Here is a 21,659-nt window from a genome sequence, read left to right as displayed (position 1 = left end):
GATTATCGAACGGTGAATGCAGTCTGTCGGGACTGACCAAGAGTTGATGTCAATTGGAAACCATTCTCGACAAAACTTAAGATGCCCGCCTGTTTGCTTTACATCCCCCGGGCTCCGCAGCACCGCGCTCAAGGGCCAGGTCACTGACCGGTCGCCCCCATGGCGGCAACTCGACAGAGCGGGTGTTTCCCAGCCCGTATCCCAAGGCTGAAGAGTCGCGGGATTGGGAGATGGGCGTCAATGTGTTCAAGGAGGGGCTGTTTTTCAACGACGACCGCCTGGGCATCTGCGGTTACAACCCGGCATTTGAAGCGGTGCCAGTCGTTACTAGTCTGTGAGGCAGCTCTGGCAATTTGAAGAGGCCGGCTGTCGGCTGGGGCTGGATAAAGCGTTGGTCGGCGACAAATAACCTAACGGATGGGTTACGATGAAAGTAGGCACTTACAAGGGATATGTGATTGCAGTGTTGCTCAGGGATGAGCATTGCCCGCCGCACGTACATGTCATGGGCAAGGACTGGGATGCGCGTTTTCGCTTCAGTTTCCTGGATGGGGACGTGGCGTTGTGGGATGTGGATCCCGAGCGGCGGCGACCACCCACTCGCATTCTGGAAGGCATTCGCCAGACCTTGATGCAGCCGCATTATCTGGCGCGGGCACAAAGGATCTGGTGGGAGAAGCTGCAAACGGTCTGCCTGGAGAACCATTCCTGGGATTGGGAGGCCGACGAGGTCGTGCCGGGGTTGGTCATCCGGCGAGGTGTCTACGTGATCGCCAGGGCCCGGCACGATGTGGCGGGGCGGCGAACCATCTTGAACCTGGTGAGGGCGCCAGGATCCGTGGAGATTGAGTTATGAAAACTGTAAAAGCCAAAGTCCGGCCTGATGCACCGATCACTGAGGCCGATGTTGATAAGGCCGTGGCCCGTGGGCGCAAGCTCAAGCGGGTGTACGCCAATGCCAGCTCCGTGCGCTACCAGGACGACTGCATTTCCATCGGCTTCGGCGACGGCAGCCGCATCCTGTTGCCGGTGGCCGGTCTCTCTGAATTCGAAGGTTTTTCTGCGCAGGACTTCCAGGCGCTGGAGGTCGGTTTTGGCGGCAAGGCACTGTGCTGTGAAGCTCGTGATCTGCATGTTTCCATCACTGGCCTGGTCGCTACGAGTCAGCCCCTGATGGACCTGGCGGCGAGCATGGTGGCATCGCGCAACGGCCGTAAAACCAGCGCCGCCAAGTCCGCAGCCGCCCGTGCTAATGGCAAGAAGGGCGGGCGGCCACGCAAGGAGGAATGATGCACAGCCGGGGGAGTGGGCTTATGTGGGAGCGGGCAAGCCCACTCCCACATTTTTCTAGGTGTGCCGGGGCCGAGGGTTAGCGCCGGGTCAGCAGCACGCCTGATTCCATATGGTGGGTCCACGGGAACTGGTCAAACATTGCACACTGGGTAATGCGGTGCGTGTCGTGCAGTTGCGCGATGTTCGCCGCCAGCGTCTCCGGGTTGCAGGAGATGTACAGGATGTTCTCGAAGCGCCGGGTCAATTCGCAGGTGTCCGGGTCCATGCCTGCGCGGGGCGGGTCGACGAAGACGCTGCCGAACGCGTAGCTCTTGAGGTCGATACCGTGCAGGCGTCGGAACGGCCGCACTTCGTTCAGGGCTTGGGTCAGTTCTTCAGCGGACAGGCGCACCAGGGTGACGTTATCCACCGCGTTTTCATCGAGGTTGCTCAGGGCGGCGTTGACCGAGGTCTTGCTGATCTCGGTGGCCAGCACTTTGCGCACGCGGGTGGCCAGGGGCAGGGTGAAGTTGCCGTTGCCGCAATACAGCTCCAGCAGGTCATCGCTGCGATCGCCGAGGGCCCCATAGGCCCAGTTGAGCATCTTCTGGTTCACCGTGCCGTTGGGCTGGGTGAAGGCACCTTCGGGCTGGCGATAGCTGAAGGTGCGACCGCCGACATCGAGTTTCTCGACCACGTAGTCGTGGCCGATCACATCGCGCTTGCCCTTGGAGCGGCCGATGATGCTGACGTTCAGGTCGGCAGCCAGTTTGTTGGCCGCCGTGTGCCAATGCTCGTCCAGCGGGCGGTGATAGCACAGCGTGATCATCGCGTCGCCGGCCAGGGTGGTGAGGAACTCCACCTGGAACAGTTTGTGGCTCAGGGCAGCGCTGGCTTGCCAGGCGGCCTTGAGTTGCGGCATCAACTGGTTGATCCGCAAGCTGGCGATGGGGAATTCTTCGATCAGGATCGGCGTGCGCTTGTCATCCTGGGAGAACATCGCGTAATGGCGCTGACCCCCTTCGCGCCACAGGCGAAACTCGGCGCGCAGGCGGAAGTTCTGCAGGGGCGAATCGAACACCTGCGGCTCGGGCGCGTCGAACGGCGCGAGCAGGTCACGCAAGCGCGTGACCTTTTCTTGCAGTTGCAGGGCGTAACTTGCTGCGTCAAAAGTCATGCGGGGAACCAGCCTAGCTTGATCACGAACAGAATCGACAGGATCACCAGCGCTGGGTTGAGTTCACGGTAGCGGCCCGTAAGCAGCTTGATACCGGTCCAGGCGATGAAGCCGAAGGCGATGCCGTTGGCGATGGAGTAAGTGAAGGGCATCGCCAGGGCGGTGATTACCACGGGCGCTGCAACGGTGATGTCGTCCCAGTCGATTTCCGCCAGGCCCGAGGTCATCAGCACCGCGACAAACAGCAGCGCGGGGGCGGTGGCAAACGCCGGGACGCTGGCCGCCAGCGGCGAGAAGAACAGTGCCAGCAGGAACAGGATTGCCACGACGATGGCGGTCAGCCCGGTGCGGCCACCTGCACTCACGCCAGCAGCCGACTCGATGTAGCTGGTGGTGGTCGAGGTACCCAGCAGCGAGCCGGCCATGGCCGCGGTACTGTCGGCGATCAGGGCGCGGCCCATTTTCGGCATGTGACCGTCCTTGCCCATCAGGCCGGCGCGCTTGGCAACGCCGATCAGGGTGCCGGAGTTGTCGAACAGGTCCACGAACAGGAAGGCGAAGATCACGCTGATCAAGCCCACGTCCAGGGCGCCGGCGATATCCAGTTGCAGGAAGGTCGGGGCCAGGGAAGGTGGCATTGATACCACGCCGCCAAAGGGGGTGACGCCCAGCGCGATGGCGGCGATGGTCACCGCGAGGATGCCGATCAGCACTGCACCGCGCACTTTTAGCGCTTCCAGGGCCACGATCAGGAAGAAACCCAGGGTAGCGAGGATCGGTGCCGGCTTCGCCAGGTCGCCCATGCCCAGCATGGTCGCCGGGTTGCTGACCACGATCCCGGCGTTATGCAGGGCGATCAGCGCCAGGAACAGGCCGATACCGGCAGCAATCGCCGAACGCAGGGGCAGGGGGATGGCATTGATGATCCATTCGCGGATGCGGAAGATCGACAGCAGGAAAAACAGCACGGCAGAGATAAATACCGCACCCAGCGCCACTTGCCAGGTATGGCCCAGGTGCAGGACCACGGTGTAGGTAAAGAAGGCGTTCAGGCCCATGCCCGGTGCCAGGGCAATCGGGTAGTTGGCGATCAGACCCATGATCGTCGAGCCGATGGCCGCTGCCAGGCAGGTGGCGACAAACAGCGCGCCCTTGTCCATGCCGGTCTCGCCGAGAATGCTCGGGTTGACGAACAGGATGTAGGCCATGGCCAGGAATGTCGTGATACCGGCCAGAATCTCGGTACGCACGTTAGTGTTGTGTGCCTTGAGTTGAAACAGCTTTTCCAGCATGCCTGCTCCCTGTGGCGCATTCGGCGCCGTGATTTGTTGACCTCAAAGTCAAAGCACAAACTGCGCCAAGCGCCGCGTGTTTTCTACAGAGGATCGGAAAAAGCGGCGCATCATACCAGCAGGTCGACGACCTGTGGCGCCCGGCCTCGGTTTTGTTGAGTGTGGCCTTGAGGCATACTCCGTCGACGTTCAGTCCAGGGTCATCCAGAGCATGAAAAAAGCCATCGCGTGGAGTCTAGCTCCGTTCGCCTGTCTCGGCCTGTGGCTGGCGGCGGCACCGGCGTGGGGCGCGCCTGCACCGGCCTTGAGCGAAGTGCGGGTGTTCCAGGTGCAGTCCCAGGGCTGCAGCGAGTCCATCGCCGAGGGCGCCGACCGTACCCGGCAGTGCCAGCACCGGGGGGCGACGCGGGTCTCGGTGATGGAAGTGGGGCTGGGCAATAATTCCATCGCGACCTTTGATGGGGCGCGGCTTGCGGGACAAAAGACGGCGATTTGCCAGGTCGGCTCCGTCAGCCAGGCCTGCAATGGCGCTGGTACATTGATGGGCTACATCTATGTATTTGACGTGGATATCCGCGCCGCAGGCTGGTTCGAGTACAGCAACACGTCGATCAACGCGCCCCGCAATACCCTGGTGACTCAGTTACGCATCCAGTGATGGCTCCTGCAGGTTCAGGGCGCTTCGGCCGGCACATGCATGCGGTCCCGATTGGCCAGGGTCGGGAACAGCTTGATCCACACCCCGGTCACCACCAGCGTCCCGACCCCGCCCAGCACCACGGCGGGTACCGTGCCCAGCCAGTGGGCCGTGACGCCGGACTCAAATTCGCCCAACTGATTGGACGCGCCAATAAACAGCCCATTGACCGCGCTGACCCGCCCGCGCATTTCATCGGGGGTTTCCAGCTGTACGAATGAGGCACGGATCACCATGCTGATCATGTCCGCCGCCCCCAGCACCACCAGCACCGCCAGGGAGAACCAGAACGAGGTGGACAGGCCAAAGGCAATGGTCGCCACGCCAAACACGCCGACCGCGGTAAACATCACCCGGCCCACACGCCGGTCCACGGCAAACCGTGCCAGCCACAATGACATCAACAGCGCGCCGACTGCCGGAGCCGAGCGCAGCAGCCCCAGGCCCCAGGGGCCGGTCAACAGGATGTCCTTGGCAAACACCGGCAGCAACGCCGTGGCGCCGCCCAACAACACGGCAAACAGGTCCAGGGAAATTGCCCCGAGGATGTCCGGCCGGCTGCGGATAAAACGAATCCCGGCGAGCAGCGAGTCGAGGGTGGCCTTGCCCTTGTTCAGCGGGGTCTGCCGCGCGGGGAGGTTGAGGGTCAGCATGCAGGCAATCAGATACAGCAGCACCGTCGGGCCATACACCCAGGCGCTGCCGAAGGCATAAAGCAGGCCGCCCAGGGCCGGCGCGACGATGGTTGCCGATTGCTGGGCCGACTGCGCCGCCGCCACTGCCCGAGGGAACAGGGCGCTGGGCACGATGCTCGGCAGCAGGGCCTGGGTAGTGGGCATTTCGAAGGAGCGGGCAGAGCCCAGCAGGAAGGCGAGGATAAAAATCATCTCGCGGGTGACATTGTCCGTCAGGCTGCCAATCACCAGCGCCAGAGCAATCAATGCTTGCAACGTCTGGCAAATGGCAGCGACTTTGCGCCGTTCATAACGGTCCGCCACATGCCCGGTGTGCAGCATAAACAGCACCCGCGGCAAAAATTCCACCAGACCCACCAGCCCCAGGTCCAGCACATTGCCAGTCAGTTGGTAGAGGTTCCAGCCGATGGCCACGGTGAGCATCTGGAAGCCGCTGGCGGTAAAAATCCGCGCCAGCCAGAACGCGATGAAAGGGCGGTGATGACGTAACAGCAGCGGGGTTTCACTGGGCATCGGCAAGGACTGGACTGAACCTGGGAAGCGCCGAGATTAGCATCAAGCTGTAACAAATAGTTGCTGGAAAAGAAATATCCTTAGCAAGACATCTATTTCGCTGAGTCAACCTGTCACGCGGCAAAAGACCACACAGTCCAACCTGGAAAATGGGACTACTCTTTCATCGATGCTTGATCCAGATCAATGCTGATTGCAGCGCTGGTGTGGCGGCCAACAGGCCAGAATCCCTACGTGGTTGGTAAAAAAAGAACGAATTGCAATTCGCCACACTCCATATCCGTGGGGGCAGTGGGTGCAGGCCCCCAGCCAGCAGCCGGTATTACCTGACAGAGGAAGACTTATGTTCGGTTTGGAGGCGCTAGATCTCGCCCGAATTCAATTCGCATTCACCATCTCGTTCCATATCCTGTTCCCGGCCATCACCATTGGCCTGGCCAGTTACCTTGCGGTGCTGGAAGGTCTGTGGCTCAAGACCCACAACGATACCTACCGTGACCTCTACCATTTCTGGTCGAAGATCTTTGCCGTCAACTTCGGCATGGGGGTGGTCTCGGGCCTGGTCATGGCCTATCAGTTCGGTACCAACTGGAGTCGTTTCTCGGACTTCGCCGGCTCCGTCACGGGGCCCTTGCTGACCTATGAAGTACTCACCGCGTTCTTCCTCGAAGCCGGCTTTCTTGGGGTGATGCTGTTCGGCTGGAACAAGGTCGGGCGCAAGCTGCACTTCTTTGCCACGGTGATGGTGGCCGTCGGTACGTTGATCTCGACCTTCTGGATCCTGGCCTCCAACAGTTGGATGCAGACCCCCCAAGGTTTTGAAATCGTCAATGGTCAGGTGATTCCAACCGACTGGATGGCGGTGATTTTCAACCCTTCGTTCCCCTATCGCCTGGCCCACATGGCCACGGCAGCGTTTGTCGCCACCGCGTTCTTCGTCGGCTCTTCGGCGGCCTGGCACCTGCTGCGGGGCAAGGACAACCCGGCGATCCGCACCATGTTGTCGATGGCGATGTGGATGGCCTTGATCGTTGCGCCGATCCAGGCGGTGATCGGTGACTTCCACGGCCTCAACACCCTCAAGCACCAGCCGGCGAAAATTGCGGCGATTGAAGGGCACTGGGAAAACGTCGGTAACGAGCCGACCCCGCTGATCCTCTTCGGCTGGCCGGACATGAAGGAAGAGCGCACCAAGTACAAAGTGGAAATCCCCTACCTGGGCAGCCTGATCCTTACCCACTCCCTGGACAAGCAAGTGCCGGCCCTCAAGGAGTTCCCGCCTGAGGATCGCGCCAACTCGACCATCGTGTTCTGGTCGTTCCGCATCATGGTCGGCCTGGGCCTGTTGATGATCTTCACCGGCCTGTTCAGCCTCTGGCTGCGCAAGGGCGACAGGCTGTACACCAACAAACCGTTCCTGTACCTGGCGCTGTGGATGGGCCCGTCGGGGTTGATTGCGATCCTGGCCGGCTGGTTCACCACCGAAATCGGGCGCCAGCCCTGGGTGGTCTACGGCTTGATGCGCACGGCGGACGCCTCTTCCAACCACAGCTTTGTGCAGATGAGCATCACCCTGGCCCTGTTTGTGGTGGTGTATTTCGCTCTGTTCGGTGCCGGCCTGGGCTACATGATGCGCCTGGTGCGCAAAGGCCCGGTCACCCACGAAAGCACCGAACCTGCCCACGGCGGCCCCGGGCAGCAACGCACCCCGGCGCGCCCATTGTCGGCGGCCGATGACAGCGGCGACGCCGATCACGGCGACACTCTGAACAAGGGGAATTGAGTCATGGGTATTGATCTTCCGCTGATCTGGGCCGTGATCATCATCTTCGGCATCATGATGTACGTGGTCATGGACGGTTTTGACCTGGGGATCGGCATTCTCTTCCCGTTTATCCCGGGCAAGACCGACCGTGACGTAATGATGAACACCGTCGCCCCGGTGTGGGACGGCAACGAGACCTGGCTGGTGCTGGGGGGCGCGGCGTTGTTCGGCGCGTTCCCGCTGGCCTACTCGGTGGTGCTCTCGGCGCTGTACCTGCCGCTGATCCTGATGCTGATCGGGCTGATCTTCCGTGGTGTGGCTTTTGAGTTCCGTTTCAAGGCCAAGGATGACAAACGCCACCTATGGGACAAGGCGTTTATCGGCGGCTCGCTGGCGGCGACTTTCTTTCAGGGCGTGGCACTGGGGGCATTCATTGAAGGCATTCCGGTGGTTGACCGCCAGTTCGCCGGCGGCTCATTGGACTGGCTCTCGCCGTTTGCCCTGTTCTGCGGCGTGGCCCTGATCGTGGCGTATGCGCTGCTGGGCTGCACCTGGCTGATCATGAAGACCGAAGGCAAGTTGCAGGAGCAGATGCACAACCTGGCGCGGCCCCTGGCGTTCGTGGTGTTGGCGGTGATTGGCATTGTCAGCATCTGGACGCCCCTGGCCCACCCGGACATCGCCTCGCGCTGGTTCACCCTGCCGAACCTGTTCTGGTTCCTGCCGGTGCCGATCCTGGTGTTGGTGACCATGTATGCGCTGGTGCGTGCCGTGGCCCGCAACGCCCATTACGCGCCGTTCCTGTTGACGCTGGTGTTGATCTTCCTGGGCTACAGCGGCCTGGGCATCAGCCTGTGGCCGAACATCATCCCGCCGTCGGTCTCGATCTGGGAGGCTGCCGCGCCGCCACAGAGCCAGGGCTTTATGCTGGTGGGCACGCTGTTCATCATCCCGTTCATCCTGGGTTACACCTTCTGGAGCTACTACGTGTTCCGCGGCAAGGTGACCCATGAAGACGGCTATCACTAGGAGGCTTGGACCATGACCGGTAAACCTTCACTGGACGAGATCGAACAGGCCGAGAAAAAGCCGCTGTGGCAGCGCCTGGGCTGGCTGGCGATGATCTGGACCGGCAGCGTCCTGGCCCTGTTCGTGGTGGCCAGCCTGATGCGCATGTTCATGAACGCCGCGGGCCTGAGCACCCACTGACATCCCGCACCTTTATGACCCTCCTCACGGAGGGTTTTTTTTGCCTGGGTTTACTTGCGTGCCTTGAGGATCACGAACTTGGGCGTCGCCGCGACCTGCTCCACACCACGGAACAGCCGCGCCAGCTTGCTGTGATAACCCAGGTGACGGTTGCCGACGATATACAAGGCGCCGCCCACCACCAGTGCCTCGCGGGCCTGCTGGAACATGCGCCAGGCGAGGAAGTCCCCCACCACCTGTTGCTGGTGGAACGGTGGGTTGCACAGCACCACGTCCAACGATTGCGGCTCCTGGTCCGCCAGGCCGTCGCCGGGGCGAATCGTCACTGGCCGCTCACCCAGCGCCGCGCGCCAGTTCTCGGCGGCCGATTGCACAGCCATATAGGATTCGTCCACCAAGGTGTACTGCGCCTCGGGGTTTTGCAGGGCACTGGCGATGGCCAGGACCCCATTGCCGCAACCCAGGTCCGCCACGCGGGCGCTGCCCAGGTTGGATGGCAGGTGCGGCAGAAAGGCACGGGTGCCGATGTCCAGGCCTTCACGGCAGAACACATTGGCGTGGTTGAGCAGCTCGATGGCCGGCGCGTCCAGGCGATAACGCGTGGGGTAGGGCGAGACCACCCGGGGCCGATCAGCCAGGGTGGCAATCAGCAACCGGGCCTTTTTCACTGCCAGCGACGCGTGCATCGGCCCGATGTAGCGCTCCAGCAGTTCACCGGCGGCGCGGGGCAGATGCTTGACCATGGCGCCTGCGATCACTTCGGCGCCGGGCGCCAGTTGGCCTTGCAGGCGGATCAGTTGTTCTTCCAGCAGCGCCAGGGTTTTCGGCACCCGGATCAGCACGCGGTCGAAGGGCCCGCTCGGCACCTGGCTGGCAGGCACGAACGACACGGCATCGAAGGTCTTGTGGTTGCGCACCAGGTTTTTTTGCAACGCCTGGGTGCCTAGAAACGAATCACCACTGGTGGTGACACGCATCTGCCCTTCAAGGCTGGCCGCCAGCGCGCCAAAGCTGTCATTGAGCACCAGCACGCGGGTGCTGCTGGCCGGTTGCTGCTCGGCCAGGTAGGCGAGCAGATACTCGTCAGCCGCATCGAAGGCTTGCAGCGGTTCGTTTGGCTGCTCGGGCTGGCGGATCAGGTCGAGTTGGGCGAAGGGGCTATCGAGCAGGGGCATGGCGGGGGAAACTCTGGATAATCGACGGGTGTTCCAGGCTAGGCGAGGAACCTTCTGAGTGGACTGCGACGCGGGCTTTGACGAGCGGCGTCATCACTCAGAACTGGCCGTAAATGTTACGTTTTTTTCTCCGGGATTACATTCGGTGTTTTCAAGAGGATTTGAGCCGGTTGCGCTTAAAAAAGACCGTTTCTCACGGCGCTGATTACGGCGGCGATTTTATTGCTGACCCCCAGCTTCCTCATCGCACTGCTGATGTGAAAACCGACGGTACGTTCCGATAGGCAGAGAATTGTGGCGATATCAGCCGCAGTTTTGCCCAGTGCCGACCATTGCAGGATCTCTGTCTCGCGGCTGGTGAGTTTGGTGGGGCACTGGAAAGTCGGCCCCAGGCTGTAGGTTTGCGCCGCCACGGCATGCAAGGCATGGCATATCCACAGAACCTGGCCCGCTTTTTCATAGAGCTCATGGGCCTGCACCGGCCCCTTGCGTCGTCCCAGGTTGATCATACTGAAGAAGCCCCGGAAATCGTGCACCGACTGGGCCCAGCCGAAATTCAGGCCTTGGGCTTGTACGTGAGCCCACATGTCAGGTACTGCGGAAAAGGTTTTCTCTTCCCATACAAGCGGCAGCACATCGCGCTTACAGTGAACAACCAAAGGGTCGATTTCAAAGTAGTTTTCTGTTTTGTAGATTTTGTTCCATTCATCCGGATAGTTGTTGAGATGGATACTTCTGTTAGGGCGGTAGAGAGCATTGGAGCCCATGATAAAACCGCAATATTCAAAACCTAGCTCATAGGTAATGTTCAGAGCGGCTTCAAACATCGTCGTTACCTCATCTTCACCTTCAAGTTTGGGTAATCGTGTGTTTCGCCAGTTGACCATCGGTAACACTCCCTGAGTTTCACGCTGATTGTTTGCGACGCACGTCCTCATAGCGTCACCGAATCGAGTGTAGGACAGCATGCAAAACTGGGGTGGGAATTTTCGCACTTAGCAGGGCGTTTCTTATTGTTAATAATCTTCCTCGCGCCTTGTAAGACGTGGCGGGTGGTGGCCGTGATTCAGATTTAATACTTATTTTTCATTGGCTTGCCGAAAAGCCTGGTGGCGTGGCACCGATGATTGTTAGTGGGAAGCAGCGCCTGTGGGGAGAAGGTAATAGCTAAATGTTTTTAGTTGAAATCATATTGCTATTGCTCTGTTTTTTCATAATCAAGCGTAGGGCGTTCGGCTTTTCTGCGCGGATAAATCACCTGGATGGATGTCACTACAAACCAGCGGTGTTTCCAGGCTCCGCTTTGGGCCACACTAGGGGTTACCTGTAGACCGGAGCCCCCCATGACGGCCAGTGCGGAAAAATTCACACGCCAGACCTTGCTTGATGTGCAGTCGTTGACCCCCAGCCTGTTTACCCTGCGGACCACTCGCGACGCGGGTTTTCGCTTTGTCGCCGGGCAGTTTGTGCGCCTGGGTGTGACCAAGCCCGATGGAAGCCTGGTGTGGCGTGCCTATTCGGTGGTGTCGTCGCCCTTCGACGAGTTCCTCGAGTTTTTCTCGATTGTGGTGCCGGGCGGTGAGTTCACCAGTGAGTTGAGCCGCCTGCGGGTGGGTGATGAGCTGCTGGTGGAGCGACAGGCCACGGGTTTCTTGACCCTGAACCGCTTTGTCGATGGCCGCGACTTGTGGCTGCTGGGCACGGGCACCGGGATTGCGCCGTTTCTGTCGATCCTGCAGGACTTTGAAGTCTGGGAAAAATTCGAGCGCATCATCCTGGTCTATAGCGCCAGGGAAGCCAGGGAGCTGGCTTACCAGACCCTTATCAAGGAACTGGCTGAGCGTGAGTACCTGAGCGAACACGCCCATAAACTCACCTACCTGCCCATCGTCACCCGGGAGCAGCACCCAGGGGCATTGAATGGGCGTATCACCACCCTGATCGAAAATGGCGAATTGGAACGCGCGGCGGGCGTGGCGCTGACACCGGAACATTCGCGGGTGATGATTTGCGGCAACCCGCAGATGATTGATGACACCCGGCAATTGCTCAAGCAACGCGATATGCAGTTAAGCCTGACGCGTCGGCCAGGGCAGGTGGCGGTAGAAAACTACTGGTAAAAAAAGGCGCCCGGTGAGAGGCGCCTTTTTAGTAGCTGACAGGTATTGCGGATCGGCTACAGCGGCTTGTTGTTCTGGGCCTTGAGCAGATCGCGGATCTCCCCCAGCAATTCCTCTTCCTTGGTGGGCACCGGTGGCAGGCTTGGCGCAGCCGCTTCTTCACGCTTGAGGCGGTTGATGGCCTTGACGCCCATGAAGATCGCGAACGCGACGATCACGAAGTCGATGATGCTCTGGATGAATTTGCCGTAGGCCAGGACCACCGCCGGAATATCGCCCTGGGCCGCCTTGAGCGTTACTGCCAGATCACCGAAGTCCACACCGCCGATCAGCAGACCGATAGGCGGCATCACCACGTCGCCTACAAAGGACGAAACAATTTTGCCGAAGGCGGCGCCGATGATAATACCGACCGCCATGTCGACCACATTACCTTTGACCGCGAAGGCCTTGAACTCACTGATCACGCCCATAGGTTATTCCTTGTTACAGTTGAGAGGAGAGGAACTCAGTGTAAATCAGTCTGCAAGAGCTTGCTCGACACAACGGTTAACACTGTTCGTTGTAATCGACACATTAAAACGCAAATAGTTTGCAAAGTGCCATCAGTCGCGCGCGAAATACCCGTTATTTCAGGGCCTTACCACACTATTTTTTTAATCGTGATGGTGTGGGTTTTCTATTTATCTTCTGGCGTCAGCATCACTAGCCTCTGGCAAGCACCCATAAAAGTGCATTAAAAAAACCAGAGGATTGCATGATGAAAAACCTTATTAGTCGCAGGTCTATTGCTGCGCGCAATGTGCTTTTGATTGCCAGTACCAGCCTGTTGTCGTTAGCCGTCAGTGCCGCCAACCTGACCCGCGATAATGGTGCAGCGGTGGGCGATAACCAGAACTCGCAGACCGCCGGCGCAAACGGCCCGGTCTTGCTGCAGGATGTGCAACTGATCCAGAAACTGCAGCGTTTTGATCGTGAGCGTATCCCCGAGCGCGTGGTGCATGCCCGCGGCACCGGCGCCCACGGCACCTTCACCGTCACCGACAACCTCAGCGACCTGACCAAGGCCAAAGTGTTTGCCGCCGGTGAGGCCACGCCGGTGTTTGTGCGTTTCTCTGCCGTCGTCCATGGCAACCACTCCCCGGAAACCCTGCGCGACCCGCGCGGCTTCGCCACCAAGTTCTATACCGCCGAAGGTAACTGGGACCTGGTCGGCAATAACTTCCCGACGTTCTTTATCCGCGATGCCATCAAGTTCCCGGACATGGTGCATGCCTTCAAGCCCGACCCGCGCACTAACCTGGATGACGACTCCCGTCGTTTCGACTTCTTCTCCCATGTTCCAGAGTCCACCCGCACGCTCACCGAGTTGTACTCGGACTCCGGTACACCGGCCAGTTACCGGGAGATGGACGGCAATGGCGTACATGCCTACAAGTTGATCAATGCCAAGGGTGAAGTGCACTACGTCAAGTTTCACTGGAAGAGCTTGCAAGGCATCAAGAACCTGGACCCCAAGGAGGTCGTGCAAGTGCAAGGGCGTGATTACAGCCATATGACCAACGACTTGGTTACTCACATCAACAAGGGCGACTTCCCCAAGTGGGACCTGTATGTGCAAGTGCTCAAGCCTGAGGAACTGGCCAAGTTTGATTTCGACCCCCTGGATGCCACCAAGATCTGGCCCGATGTTCCCGAGCGCAAAGTCGGGCAAATGGTGCTGAACCGTAATCCGGCCAATGTCTTCCAGGAAACCGAGCAAGTGGCCATGGCCCCGGCCAACCTGGTACCAGGTATCGAACCGTCGGAGGACCGCTTGTTACAAGGTCGGGTGTTCTCCTATGCCGATACGCAAATGTACCGTCTGGGCGCCAATGCCCTGCAACTGCCGATCAACGCTCCACGGGTCAGCGTCAATAACGGCAACCAGGATGGTGCGATGAACTTTGGCAAGACCAGCACGGGCGTGAACTACCAGCCAAGCCGCCTGATGCCGCGGGAAGAGCCGCAAAGTGCGCGTTACAGCCAGATGCCCCTGGCCGGCAGCACCCAGCAGGCGAAAATCCAGCGCGAGCAGAACTTCAAGCAGGCGGGCGACTTGTATCGTTCCTACAGCAAGAAAGAGCGCCAGGACTTGATCGAAAACTTCGGTGGCTCCCTGGCAACCACGGATGACGTCAGCAAGCACATCATCCTGTCATTCCTCTACAAGGCCGACCCGGAGTACGGCACGGGCGTGGCCAAAGTGGCCAAGGGCGATCTGGCGCGGGTCAAGGCACTGGCTGAAAAGCTGACTGACTAATCCACCCCTCCTGTAGGAACGAGCTTGTCGCCGCCAGTTCAAGCTCGCTCCTACAGGGACCTGCAGAGGATGTTGATGATGCGTAGCTTTATAGGGGCACTACTGGCCTGCTGGTCCTTGAGTGTGTTCGCCGACCCGCTGGCCCTCAAGGCGCAGTTACAGGATTACTACTTCGACGCTGCCCGACGTGGCGACGTGGAAATGCTCAAGACTTTTATCGAATCCGGCTATTCCCTGAATACCGTCGATGACAAGGGCTACACCGCGCTGATCCTCAGCGCCTATCACGGGCACGAACCGGCCGTGGAGCAACTGCTGGCAGCCGGTGCCGATGCCTGTGTGCAGGATAAACGCGGCAATACGGCGCTGATGGGCGCTATCTTCAAGGGCGAGTTGCGCATTGCCCGGCGTTTGCTGGGCACCGCCTGCAACCCCGACCAACGCAACGGCGCCGGACAGACGGCGGCCATGTATGCCGGGCTGTTCAAGCGCGTCGAACTGCTCGATGCGCTCAAGGCCCAGGGCGCCGACCTGAATGCCGAAGACCCGCTGGGCAACAGCGCTACACGATTGGCCAACGGTGAAATCCGTACCGCAGCGCCACGCTGAGCTATCATCGCGGTTTTTCGGTTGGAGGTTCTCAGATGGCAAAGGCCAAGCGCATGTACGGCTGCACAGAGTGCGGCGCGACCTTTCCCAAATGGGCGGGCCAGTGTGGCGAGTGTGGGGCGTGGAACACCCTCACGGAAACCATGATTGAAAGCGGTGGCGCCGCAGCTCCCAGCGGGCGCTCCGGCTGGACCGGGCAACAAGCCCAGATCAAGACCCTGGCGGAAGTCAGCGTCGAGGAAATCCCGCGCTTTTCCACGGCGTCCGGCGAGCTCGACCGGGTACTCGGTGGCGGCCTGGTGGACGGCTCGGTGGTGCTGATCGGCGGCGATCCGGGCATCGGCAAGTCGACCATCCTCTTGCAGACCCTGTGCAGCATCGCCAGCCGCATGCCAGCCCTGTACGTCACCGGCGAAGAATCCCAGCAACAGGTGGCCATGCGCGCCCGCCGCCTGGGCTTGCCCCAGGACCAATTGCGGGTCATGACCGAGACCTGTATCGAAAGCATTATCGCCACCGCCCGCGTGGAAAAACCCAAGGTGATGGTGATCGACTCGATCCAGACGATCTTCACCGAACAACTGCAATCGGCACCGGGAGGGGTGTCCCAGGTGCGGGAAAGTGCGGCGTTGCTGGTGCGCTACGCGAAACAGAGCGGCACGGCGATTTTTCTGGTGGGCCATGTCACCAAGGAAGGCGCACTGGCCGGCCCGCGCGTGCTGGAGCATATGGTGGATACGGTGCTGTATTTCGAGGGCGAGTCCGATGGGCGCCTGCGCCTGTTGCGGGCGGTGAAAAACCGTTTTGGCGCGGTCAACGAGCTGGGGGTGTTCGCCATGACGGACCGGGGGCTGAAAGAAGTCTCCAACCCTTCGGCGATCTTTCTGACCCGCGCCCAGGAAGAAGTACCGGGCAGCGTGGTGATGGCAACGTGGGAAGGTACCCGGCCAATGCTGGTGGAAGTCCAGGCTTTGGTGGACGACAGCCATCTGGCCAACCCGCGCCGCGTGACCCTGGGCCTGGATCAGAACCGCCTGGCGATGCTACTGGCGGTGCTGCATCGCCATGGCGGGATTCCGACCCATGACCAGGACGTGTTCCTCAACGTGGTCGGCGGCGTCAAGGTGCTGGAAACCGCGTCTGACCTGGCCTTGATGGCGGCGGTCATGTCGAGCCTGCGCAATCGGCCGTTGCCCCATGACCTGTTGGTATTTGGTGAAGTGGGCCTGTCGGGCGAGGTACGCCCGGTGCCCAGCGGCCAGGAGCGCCTCAAGGAAGCCGCCAAGCATGGTTTCAAGCGTGCCATCGTGCCCAAGGGCAACGCGCCGAAGGAGGCGCCGCCCGGGTTGCAGGTGATTGCGGTGACGCGGCTGGAACAGGCACTGGATGCCTTGTTCGAATAACCCGAAATACCACAGAACCCTGTAGGAGATGGCTTGCTTGCAATGGTGTCGAATCAGTCGCTGCGTCCCTGACTGACACGCCGCCATCGCAGGCAAGCCAGCTCCTACATTGATGTGTGCACATCGTCAGATGTTCAGCAGCTCGCCCAGCTCCCGATGCAGCTCCTCCTCATCCCCCAGGTTCAGCTCGATCAACCTGCGCAAATGGCTGATCGAGTCCAGGTCGATATATTCGCAGACGAACCCCAGTTGCCCCTTTTCGTCATGGCTCAGCCGCACTTGCATGCTCACGTCGGTGTCGGCGTCCAGGTGAATGTCCACATCAAAGGGCTCGTCACCCTTGCCCAGCCATGGCGCAGGCTTTTGCACCAGCAACCCTTTGAGCGATAAATCCACCAGTTGCACCGGCCATTGCTGGCCGTTTTGCTTAAGTTCGGTCTTGGCATTGAAGGCAATCCGCCGAAAACGGCGTCGATCTGACGGCTGGTCGCTCATGGTGAAACCCTCTGTTGGTCCAGGGATTGTAGCCTTGCGCCATTATCGGGCGTTTATTTCTGTTTTTTTCGCCCCGGCAAGGCTCTAGACCAACGTAGGGGGCTGGTCTTTAGGGCACAGCGCGCTAAACTCGGACTGGCTGTCTTTCTGTCCACCCTGGCTGGAATATAAAAATGAAAAATAATAATAGCCTGCTCCGCCATCTACCCTGGCTGTTGCTGGCAATCGTAGGAGCGTGCGCCCTGGGCGTAGTGGCTTTGCGGCGCGGCGAGGCAATCAACGCCTTGTGGATTGTAGTCGCGGCAGTCGCCATTTATCTGGTGGCTTATCGTTACTACAGCCTGTTCATCGCAAATAACGTGATGCAACTCGATCCACGGCGGGCCACCCCCGCAGTGATCAACAACGACGGTCTGGACTATGTGCCGACCAACAAACATATTCTCTTCGGTCACCACTTTGCCGCCATTGCCGGCGCGGGGCCTCTGGTCGGCCCGGTACTGGCTGCACAGATGGGCTACCTGCCCGGTACCCTGTGGCTGATTGCCGGCGTGGTGCTGGCGGGTGCGGTGCAGGACTTCATGATCCTGTTCCTGTCCACCCGTCGCAACGGCCGCTCCCTGGGGGACATGGTTCGCGAAGAAATGGGCCGCATTCCCGGGACTATCGCGCTGTTTGGCTGCTTCCTGATCATGATCATCATCCTCGCGGTGCTGTCGCTGATCGTGGTCAAGGCCCTGGCCGAAAGCCCGTGGGGCATCTTCACGGTGATGGCGACCATCCCGATCGCGATGTTCATGGGCGTGTACATGCGCTACATCCGTCCGGGCCGCATCGGCGAAATTTCGATCATTGGCGTGCTGTTGCTGCTGGGTTCGATCTGGCTCGGCGGGCAGATTGCCGCTGATCCGGTATGGGCCAAGGCCTTCACCTTCACCGGGATCCAGATCACCTGGATGCTGGTTGGCTACGGATTCGTGGCCGCGGTACTGCCGGTGTGGCTGATCCTGGCCCCGCGCGACTACCTGTCTACCTTCCTGAAAATCGGCACCATTATCGCCCTGGCGATTGGCATCCTGGTCACCATGCCTGACCTGAAAATGCCGGCGCTGACCCAGTTTATCGACGGCACTGGCCCGGTGTGGAAGGGCGGCCTGTTCCCGTTCCTGTTCATCACCATCGCCTGTGGCGCGGTATCGGGTTTCCACGCGCTGATTTCCTCGGGCACCACGCCCAAGCTGTTGGCCAATGAAGCCCACTCGCGCTACATCGGTTATGGCGGCATGTTGATGGAGTCGTTCGTCGCCATCATGGCCATGGTTGCCGCTTCGGTGATCGAGCCAGGCGTGTACTTCGCCATGAACAGCCCTGCGGCGATTGTCGGCACTGATGTGGTGACAGTTGCGCAAACCGTCAGCAGTTGGGGCTTTGCGATTACCCCGGAAGCGCTGCAAGCGGTGGCCAATGACATCGGTGAAACCACCATCCTGGCCCGTGCCGGCGGTGCGCCGACCCTGGCGGTCGGCATCGCGCAAATCCTGCACAGTGTGTTGCCGGGTGAAAACACCATGGCGTTCTGGTACCACTTTGCAATCCTGTTCGAAGCGCTGTTCATCCTGACCGCTGTGGACGCCGGTACCCGTGCCGGGCGCTTCATGCTCCAGGATCTGCTCGGTTCCTTCGTGCCGGCGCTCAAGCGTACCGAGTCCTGGACGGCCAACCTGATCGCCACTGCAGGCTGTGTGGCGATGTGGGGCTACTTGCTGTACCAGGGCGTGATTGACCCGCTGGGTGGTATCAACACGTTGTGGCCGCTGTTCGGCATCTCCAACCAGATGCTGGCCGGTATCGCGCTGATGCTCGCCACCGTTGTGCTGATCAAAATGAAGCGCCAGCGCTACATCTGGGTGACCCTGCTGCCGGCTGTCTGGCTGCTGATCTGCACCACCACCGCAGGCTTCATCAAGCTGTTCGACGCCAACCCGGCGATCGGCTTCCTGTCGCTGGCCAAGAAGTACAGCGATGCGCTGGCCAATGGGCAGATCCTGGCCCCGGCCAAGAGTATCGACCAGATGCAGCACGTGATCTGGAACGCCTACACCAACGCGACGTTGACGGTGTTGTTCCTGTTCGTGGTCTTCAGCATCCTGTTCTATGCCATCAAGGTCGGCGTGGCCGCCTGGGGCACCAAGGAACGTACGGATAAAGAAGCACCATTCCAAGCCATGCCGGACGCGTGATAGAGGGTTGCAGACATGTTCAATGACATCGGTCGCCTCGGTAAATACCTCGGTCAGGCTGCACGCCTGATGGTCGGCATGCCCGACTACGACACCTACGTCGAGCATATGCAAACCAAGCACCCGGACAAGCCGTTGATGGACTACAAGGCGTTCTTCCGGGAGCGCCAGGAAGCCCGTTACGGCGGCAAGGGCGGGCCCAAGTGCTGTTGATCCAATAGGGTTGGGCCTATGTGATCCCCTGTGGGGGCGGGCTTGTGTGGGAGCGGGCTTGCTCGCGATAGCATCACCTCGGTATACCAGATAGACCGAGTTGCCTGCATCGCGAGCAAGCCCGTTCCCACACAAGCCCGCTCCCACATTTGTTTTGTGTTTCCTCAAGGAGAATATTTTGTCCTCTCCCATCCCCGTCACCGTCCTCAGCGGCTTCCTCGGCGCTGGCAAGACCACCTTGTTGCGCCATCTGCTCAAGGCCGAGCACGGCTTGAAAATCGCCGTGATCGAAAACGAATTCAGTGACGCCGGCATCGACACCCAGCTACTGGGCGATGAGCCGGTCCAGGTCATGACCCTGTCCAACGGTTGCGTGTGCTGCACCATCCACACCGACCTGACCAAAGCCCTGTACCTGCTGCTCGAACGCCTGGACAGCGGCGAGATCGCCTTCGACCGTCTGGTGATCGAGTGCACCGGTCTGGCTGACCCGGCGCCGGTGGCCCAGACCTTTTTTATCGACGAGGAATTGCGCGAGCGCTATCTCCTCGACGGCATCATCACCCTGGTGGACGCGGCCCACGCCGAGCACCACCTGACCCAGACCATCGCCCAGGCCCAGATCGGCTTTGCCGACCGCCTGCTGATAAGCAAGCGCGACCTGGTGGACGACGCCAGCTTCGAGGCGCTCAGTCAGCGCCTGACCCGCATCAACCGTCGTGCGCCGATTCGTGTGGTGGAACATGGCAAGATCGGCCTGGCTGAGCTGCTGGACGTGCGCGGCTTTAACCTCAACGCCGGCATGACCCTGCGCCCGGTCAGCCAGGCGCCGTCCATCGACCGTATCTCCAGCCTGGTGTTGCGCACCGACCAGCCGCTGGATATCGACCGGCTCAGTGAGTTCATGAACGAACTGTTGGAAGAACACGGCAAACAACTGCTGCGCTACAAGGGCGTGCTGAACATCGCCGGGGAAGATCGGCGCATGGTGTTCCAGGGCGTGCTCAAGCTCTACGGGTTCGATTGGGACACCGAATGGGCCGAGGGTGAGGCGCGGGAGAGTGTGATTGTGTTTATTGCCGATGAGTTGCCGGAAGACAAGATCCGCGAAGGCTTCCAGCGGGTCTACCAACCCTGACTTGAAACGCGGTCAACAGGCATAAAAAAGCCCGGCTCAAGAGCCGGGCTTCTTATTCAAGCAACTGTAATCAAGCGCCGTATACCGGCAGCTTCTTGCAGATGGCCTTGACCTTCTCACGTACCGCGTCAATCACGGCTTCGTTGGAAAGGTCAGCCAGGATGTCGCAGATCCAGCCAGCCAGTTCCTTGCACTCTGCTTCCTTGAAGCCACGAGTGGTCACGGCCGGGGTGCCGAAGCGCAGGCCCGAGGTGACGAACGGCGAACGTGGGTCGTTCGGTACCGAGTTTTTGTTCACGGTGATGAAGGCTTTGCCCAGGGCAGCGTCAGCATCTTTACCGGAGATGTCCTGCTTGATCAGCGACAGCAGGAACAGGTGGTTTTCAGTACCGCCGGACACCACGTCAAAACCGCGCTCGATGAACACAGTGGCCATGGCCTGGGCGTTTTTCACCACTTGTTGCTGGTAAGTCTTGAACTCAGGCTGCAAGGCTTCCTTGAAGCAGATCGCTTTAGCGGCGATCACGTGCTCCAGCGGGCCACCTTGGGCGCCTGGGAATACGGCGGAGTTCAGCTTTTTCTCGATATCGGCGTTGGCGCGCGCCAGGATCAGGCCGCCACGTGGACCGCGCAGGGTCTTGTGGGTCGTGGTGGTCACGACGTCAGCGTAAGGCACTGGGTTCGGGTAGACGCCAGCGGCGACCAGACCGGCCACGTGGGCCATGTCGACGAACAGGTAGGCGCCCACTTTGTCAGCGATTTCACGGAAGCGTGGGAAGTCGAGGATCTGCGAGTAGGCAGAGAAACCGGCCACGATCATTTTTGGCTTGTGCTCGACGGCCAGGCGCTCGACTTCGTCGTAGTCGATCAGGCCGTTGCCGTCGATGCCGTACTGGACAGCGTTGTACAGCTTGCCGGAGGAGGAAACGCTGGCGCCGTGGGTCAGGTGACCGCCGTGGGCCAGGCTCATGCCCAGGATGGTGTCGCCGCCTTGCAGCAGGGCCAGGTACACGGCCGCGTTGGCTTGGGAGCCGGCGTGTGGCTGGACGTTGGCGTAATCGGCGCCGAACAGTTCCTTGGCGCGGTCGATAGCTAGTTGCTCGACGATATCGACGAATTCGCAACCGCCGTAGTAACGCTTGCCCGGATAACCTTCGGCGTACTTGTTGGTCAGAACCGAACCTTGAGCCTCCATCACGGCAGGGCTGGTGTAGTTTTCCGAAGCGATCAGCTCAATGTGCTCTTCCTGGCGCTGAGCTTCTTGCTCCATGGCGGCAAAGAGATCGGCGTCGTACTTGGCAATAGTCAAATCACGGCTGAACATGGCGGTCCTCAAGGATCGGG

The 21,659-nt window shown here is 60.3% G+C and carries 22 protein-coding genes; 14 read left to right on the top strand and 8 right to left on the bottom strand.

From position 1 onward, the window contains the following. Nucleotides 1–182: 182 nt before the first annotated feature. The 3 genes from HBR93_RS02945 to HBR93_RS02935 all read left to right on the top strand — a co-directional run bounded on the left by HBR93_RS02945 (nucleotide 183) and on the right by HBR93_RS02935 (nucleotide 1,290). A complete protein-coding gene (locus tag HBR93_RS02945) occupies nucleotides 183–338 on the top strand; it encodes a hypothetical protein (RefSeq protein ID WP_169959800.1) in 156 nt (51 codons plus the stop codon). Between the two features lie 89 nt (nucleotides 339–427). Beyond that, nucleotides 428–856 carry a DUF4160 domain-containing protein gene (locus HBR93_RS02940; RefSeq protein WP_115129051.1) on the top strand — a complete coding sequence of 143 codons (429 nt, stop codon included), beginning with the start codon at nucleotides 428–430 and terminating at the stop codon, nucleotides 854–856. Then, a complete protein-coding gene (locus HBR93_RS02935; RefSeq protein WP_057441148.1) occupies nucleotides 853–1,290 on the top strand; it encodes a DUF2442 domain-containing protein in 438 nt (145 codons plus the stop codon). Before HBR93_RS02940 ends, HBR93_RS02935 begins: the two co-directional genes overlap by 4 nt. A 79-nt stretch (nucleotides 1,291–1,369) precedes the next feature. On the opposite strand, the gene trmA is transcribed toward HBR93_RS02935, so the two are convergent. Beyond that, on the bottom strand, nucleotides 1,370–2,449 hold the full coding sequence (gene trmA / locus HBR93_RS02930) for a tRNA (uridine(54)-C5)-methyltransferase TrmA (RefSeq protein ID WP_128592783.1): 1,080 nt from the start codon (nucleotides 2,447–2,449) through the stop codon (nucleotides 1,370–1,372). After that, the gene (locus HBR93_RS02925; protein ID WP_032861840.1) at nucleotides 2,446–3,741 is read right to left on the bottom strand and encodes an NCS2 family permease; all 1,296 of its coding nucleotides are present in this window, start codon (nucleotides 3,739–3,741) and stop codon (nucleotides 2,446–2,448) included. Before HBR93_RS02925 ends, trmA begins: the two co-directional genes overlap by 4 nt. A 211-nt stretch (nucleotides 3,742–3,952) precedes the next feature. Here HBR93_RS02925 and HBR93_RS02920 point away from each other — a divergent pair, with 211 nt between their 5' ends. Further along, the gene (locus tag HBR93_RS02920; RefSeq protein ID WP_057441146.1) at nucleotides 3,953–4,399 is read left to right on the top strand and encodes a DUF4879 domain-containing protein; all 447 of its coding nucleotides are present in this window, start codon (nucleotides 3,953–3,955) and stop codon (nucleotides 4,397–4,399) included. Between the two features lie 14 nt (nucleotides 4,400–4,413). Here HBR93_RS02920 and HBR93_RS02915 read toward each other — a convergent pair whose 3' ends face one another. Beyond that, nucleotides 4,414–5,646 (bottom strand): MFS transporter, encoded by a 1,233-nt coding sequence (locus HBR93_RS02915; RefSeq protein WP_169959799.1) that lies wholly within the window; start codon nucleotides 5,644–5,646, stop codon nucleotides 4,414–4,416. 343 nt (nucleotides 5,647–5,989) lie between these two features. Here HBR93_RS02915 and HBR93_RS02910 point away from each other — a divergent pair, with 343 nt between their 5' ends. Genes HBR93_RS02910 through HBR93_RS02900 form a run of 3 tightly spaced genes read left to right on the top strand, consistent with a single transcriptional unit; the run spans nucleotide 5,990 to nucleotide 8,620 of the window. Further along, on the top strand, nucleotides 5,990–7,429 hold the full coding sequence (locus HBR93_RS02910; RefSeq protein WP_057444394.1) for a cytochrome ubiquinol oxidase subunit I: 1,440 nt from the start codon (nucleotides 5,990–5,992) through the stop codon (nucleotides 7,427–7,429). Between the two features lie 3 nt (nucleotides 7,430–7,432). After that, nucleotides 7,433–8,440, top strand: a complete 1,008-nt coding sequence (cydB, locus tag HBR93_RS02905) for a cytochrome d ubiquinol oxidase subunit II (protein WP_057958376.1) — start codon at nucleotides 7,433–7,435, stop codon at nucleotides 8,438–8,440. Nucleotides 8,441–8,452: 12 nt separating this feature from the next. Beyond that, the gene (locus HBR93_RS02900) at nucleotides 8,453–8,620 is read left to right on the top strand and encodes a DUF2474 domain-containing protein (protein ID WP_081044180.1); all 168 of its coding nucleotides are present in this window, start codon (nucleotides 8,453–8,455) and stop codon (nucleotides 8,618–8,620) included. 50 nt (nucleotides 8,621–8,670) lie between these two features. Here HBR93_RS02900 and HBR93_RS02895 read toward each other — a convergent pair whose 3' ends face one another. Beyond that, the gene (locus HBR93_RS02895; RefSeq protein WP_057958377.1) at nucleotides 8,671–9,795 is read right to left on the bottom strand and encodes a class I SAM-dependent methyltransferase; all 1,125 of its coding nucleotides are present in this window, start codon (nucleotides 9,793–9,795) and stop codon (nucleotides 8,671–8,673) included. 176 nt (nucleotides 9,796–9,971) lie between these two features. Next, complete coding sequence (locus tag HBR93_RS02890; protein WP_057441143.1) at nucleotides 9,972–10,682, bottom strand: LuxR family transcriptional regulator; 711 nt, start codon at nucleotides 10,680–10,682, stop codon at nucleotides 9,972–9,974. 456 nt (nucleotides 10,683–11,138) lie between these two features. Between HBR93_RS02890 and HBR93_RS02885 the strand changes: the two genes are divergently transcribed. After that, nucleotides 11,139–11,915: a ferredoxin--NADP reductase gene (locus tag HBR93_RS02885; protein ID WP_057441142.1), complete on the top strand. Its 777-nt coding sequence runs from the start codon at nucleotides 11,139–11,141 to the stop codon at nucleotides 11,913–11,915. A gap of 56 nt (nucleotides 11,916–11,971) precedes the next feature. Here HBR93_RS02885 and mscL read toward each other — a convergent pair whose 3' ends face one another. Then, nucleotides 11,972–12,388, bottom strand: a complete 417-nt coding sequence (gene mscL / locus HBR93_RS02880) for a large-conductance mechanosensitive channel protein MscL (protein WP_057441140.1) — start codon at nucleotides 12,386–12,388, stop codon at nucleotides 11,972–11,974. Nucleotides 12,389–12,675: 287 nt separating this feature from the next. Here mscL and HBR93_RS02875 point away from each other — a divergent pair, with 287 nt between their 5' ends. From HBR93_RS02875 to radA, 3 genes are all read left to right on the top strand, one after another. Next, nucleotides 12,676–14,217, top strand: coding sequence for a catalase (locus HBR93_RS02875; RefSeq protein ID WP_169959798.1), 1,542 nt, complete (start codon nucleotides 12,676–12,678; stop codon nucleotides 14,215–14,217). A 78-nt stretch (nucleotides 14,218–14,295) separates the two neighbouring features. Continuing rightward, nucleotides 14,296–14,826: an ankyrin repeat domain-containing protein gene (locus HBR93_RS02870; protein WP_169959797.1), complete on the top strand. Its 531-nt coding sequence runs from the start codon at nucleotides 14,296–14,298 to the stop codon at nucleotides 14,824–14,826. A gap of 35 nt (nucleotides 14,827–14,861) precedes the next feature. Beyond that, nucleotides 14,862–16,229: a DNA repair protein RadA gene (gene radA / locus HBR93_RS02865; RefSeq protein WP_057441136.1), complete on the top strand. Its 1,368-nt coding sequence runs from the start codon at nucleotides 14,862–14,864 to the stop codon at nucleotides 16,227–16,229. A 126-nt stretch (nucleotides 16,230–16,355) separates the two neighbouring features. On the opposite strand, the gene HBR93_RS02860 is transcribed toward radA, so the two are convergent. Then, entirely contained in the window at nucleotides 16,356–16,724 is a 369-nt protein-coding gene (locus HBR93_RS02860; protein ID WP_057441134.1) for a PilZ domain-containing protein, read from the bottom strand. A 173-nt stretch (nucleotides 16,725–16,897) separates the two neighbouring features. Here HBR93_RS02860 and HBR93_RS02855 point away from each other — a divergent pair, with 173 nt between their 5' ends. The 3 genes from HBR93_RS02855 (at nucleotide 16,898) to yjiA (ending at nucleotide 20,315) form a co-directional block, all read left to right on the top strand. Then, a complete protein-coding gene (locus HBR93_RS02855) occupies nucleotides 16,898–18,964 on the top strand; it encodes a carbon starvation CstA family protein (protein ID WP_115129043.1) in 2,067 nt (688 codons plus the stop codon). A 15-nt stretch (nucleotides 18,965–18,979) separates the two neighbouring features. Continuing rightward, complete coding sequence (locus HBR93_RS02850; protein ID WP_057441132.1) at nucleotides 18,980–19,177, top strand: YbdD/YjiX family protein; 198 nt, start codon at nucleotides 18,980–18,982, stop codon at nucleotides 19,175–19,177. A gap of 178 nt (nucleotides 19,178–19,355) precedes the next feature. Further along, nucleotides 19,356–20,315: a GTPase gene (gene yjiA, locus HBR93_RS02845; RefSeq protein ID WP_169959796.1), complete on the top strand. Its 960-nt coding sequence runs from the start codon at nucleotides 19,356–19,358 to the stop codon at nucleotides 20,313–20,315. Between the two features lie 70 nt (nucleotides 20,316–20,385). Here the strand turns inward: yjiA and glyA are convergent, their stop codons facing one another. After that, the gene (glyA, locus tag HBR93_RS02840) at nucleotides 20,386–21,639 is read right to left on the bottom strand and encodes a serine hydroxymethyltransferase (RefSeq protein WP_057441128.1); all 1,254 of its coding nucleotides are present in this window, start codon (nucleotides 21,637–21,639) and stop codon (nucleotides 20,386–20,388) included. Between the last annotated feature and the right edge of the window lie 20 nt (nucleotides 21,640–21,659).

The sequence above is a fragment of the Pseudomonas sp. WS 5411 genome (assembly GCF_012985595.1).
GTDB lineage: Bacteria > Pseudomonadota > Gammaproteobacteria > Pseudomonadales > Pseudomonadaceae > Aquipseudomonas > Aquipseudomonas shahriarae.
The sequence above is the reverse complement of the archived record's forward strand: the minus strand, read 5'-3'. Positions and strand labels throughout refer to the sequence as shown.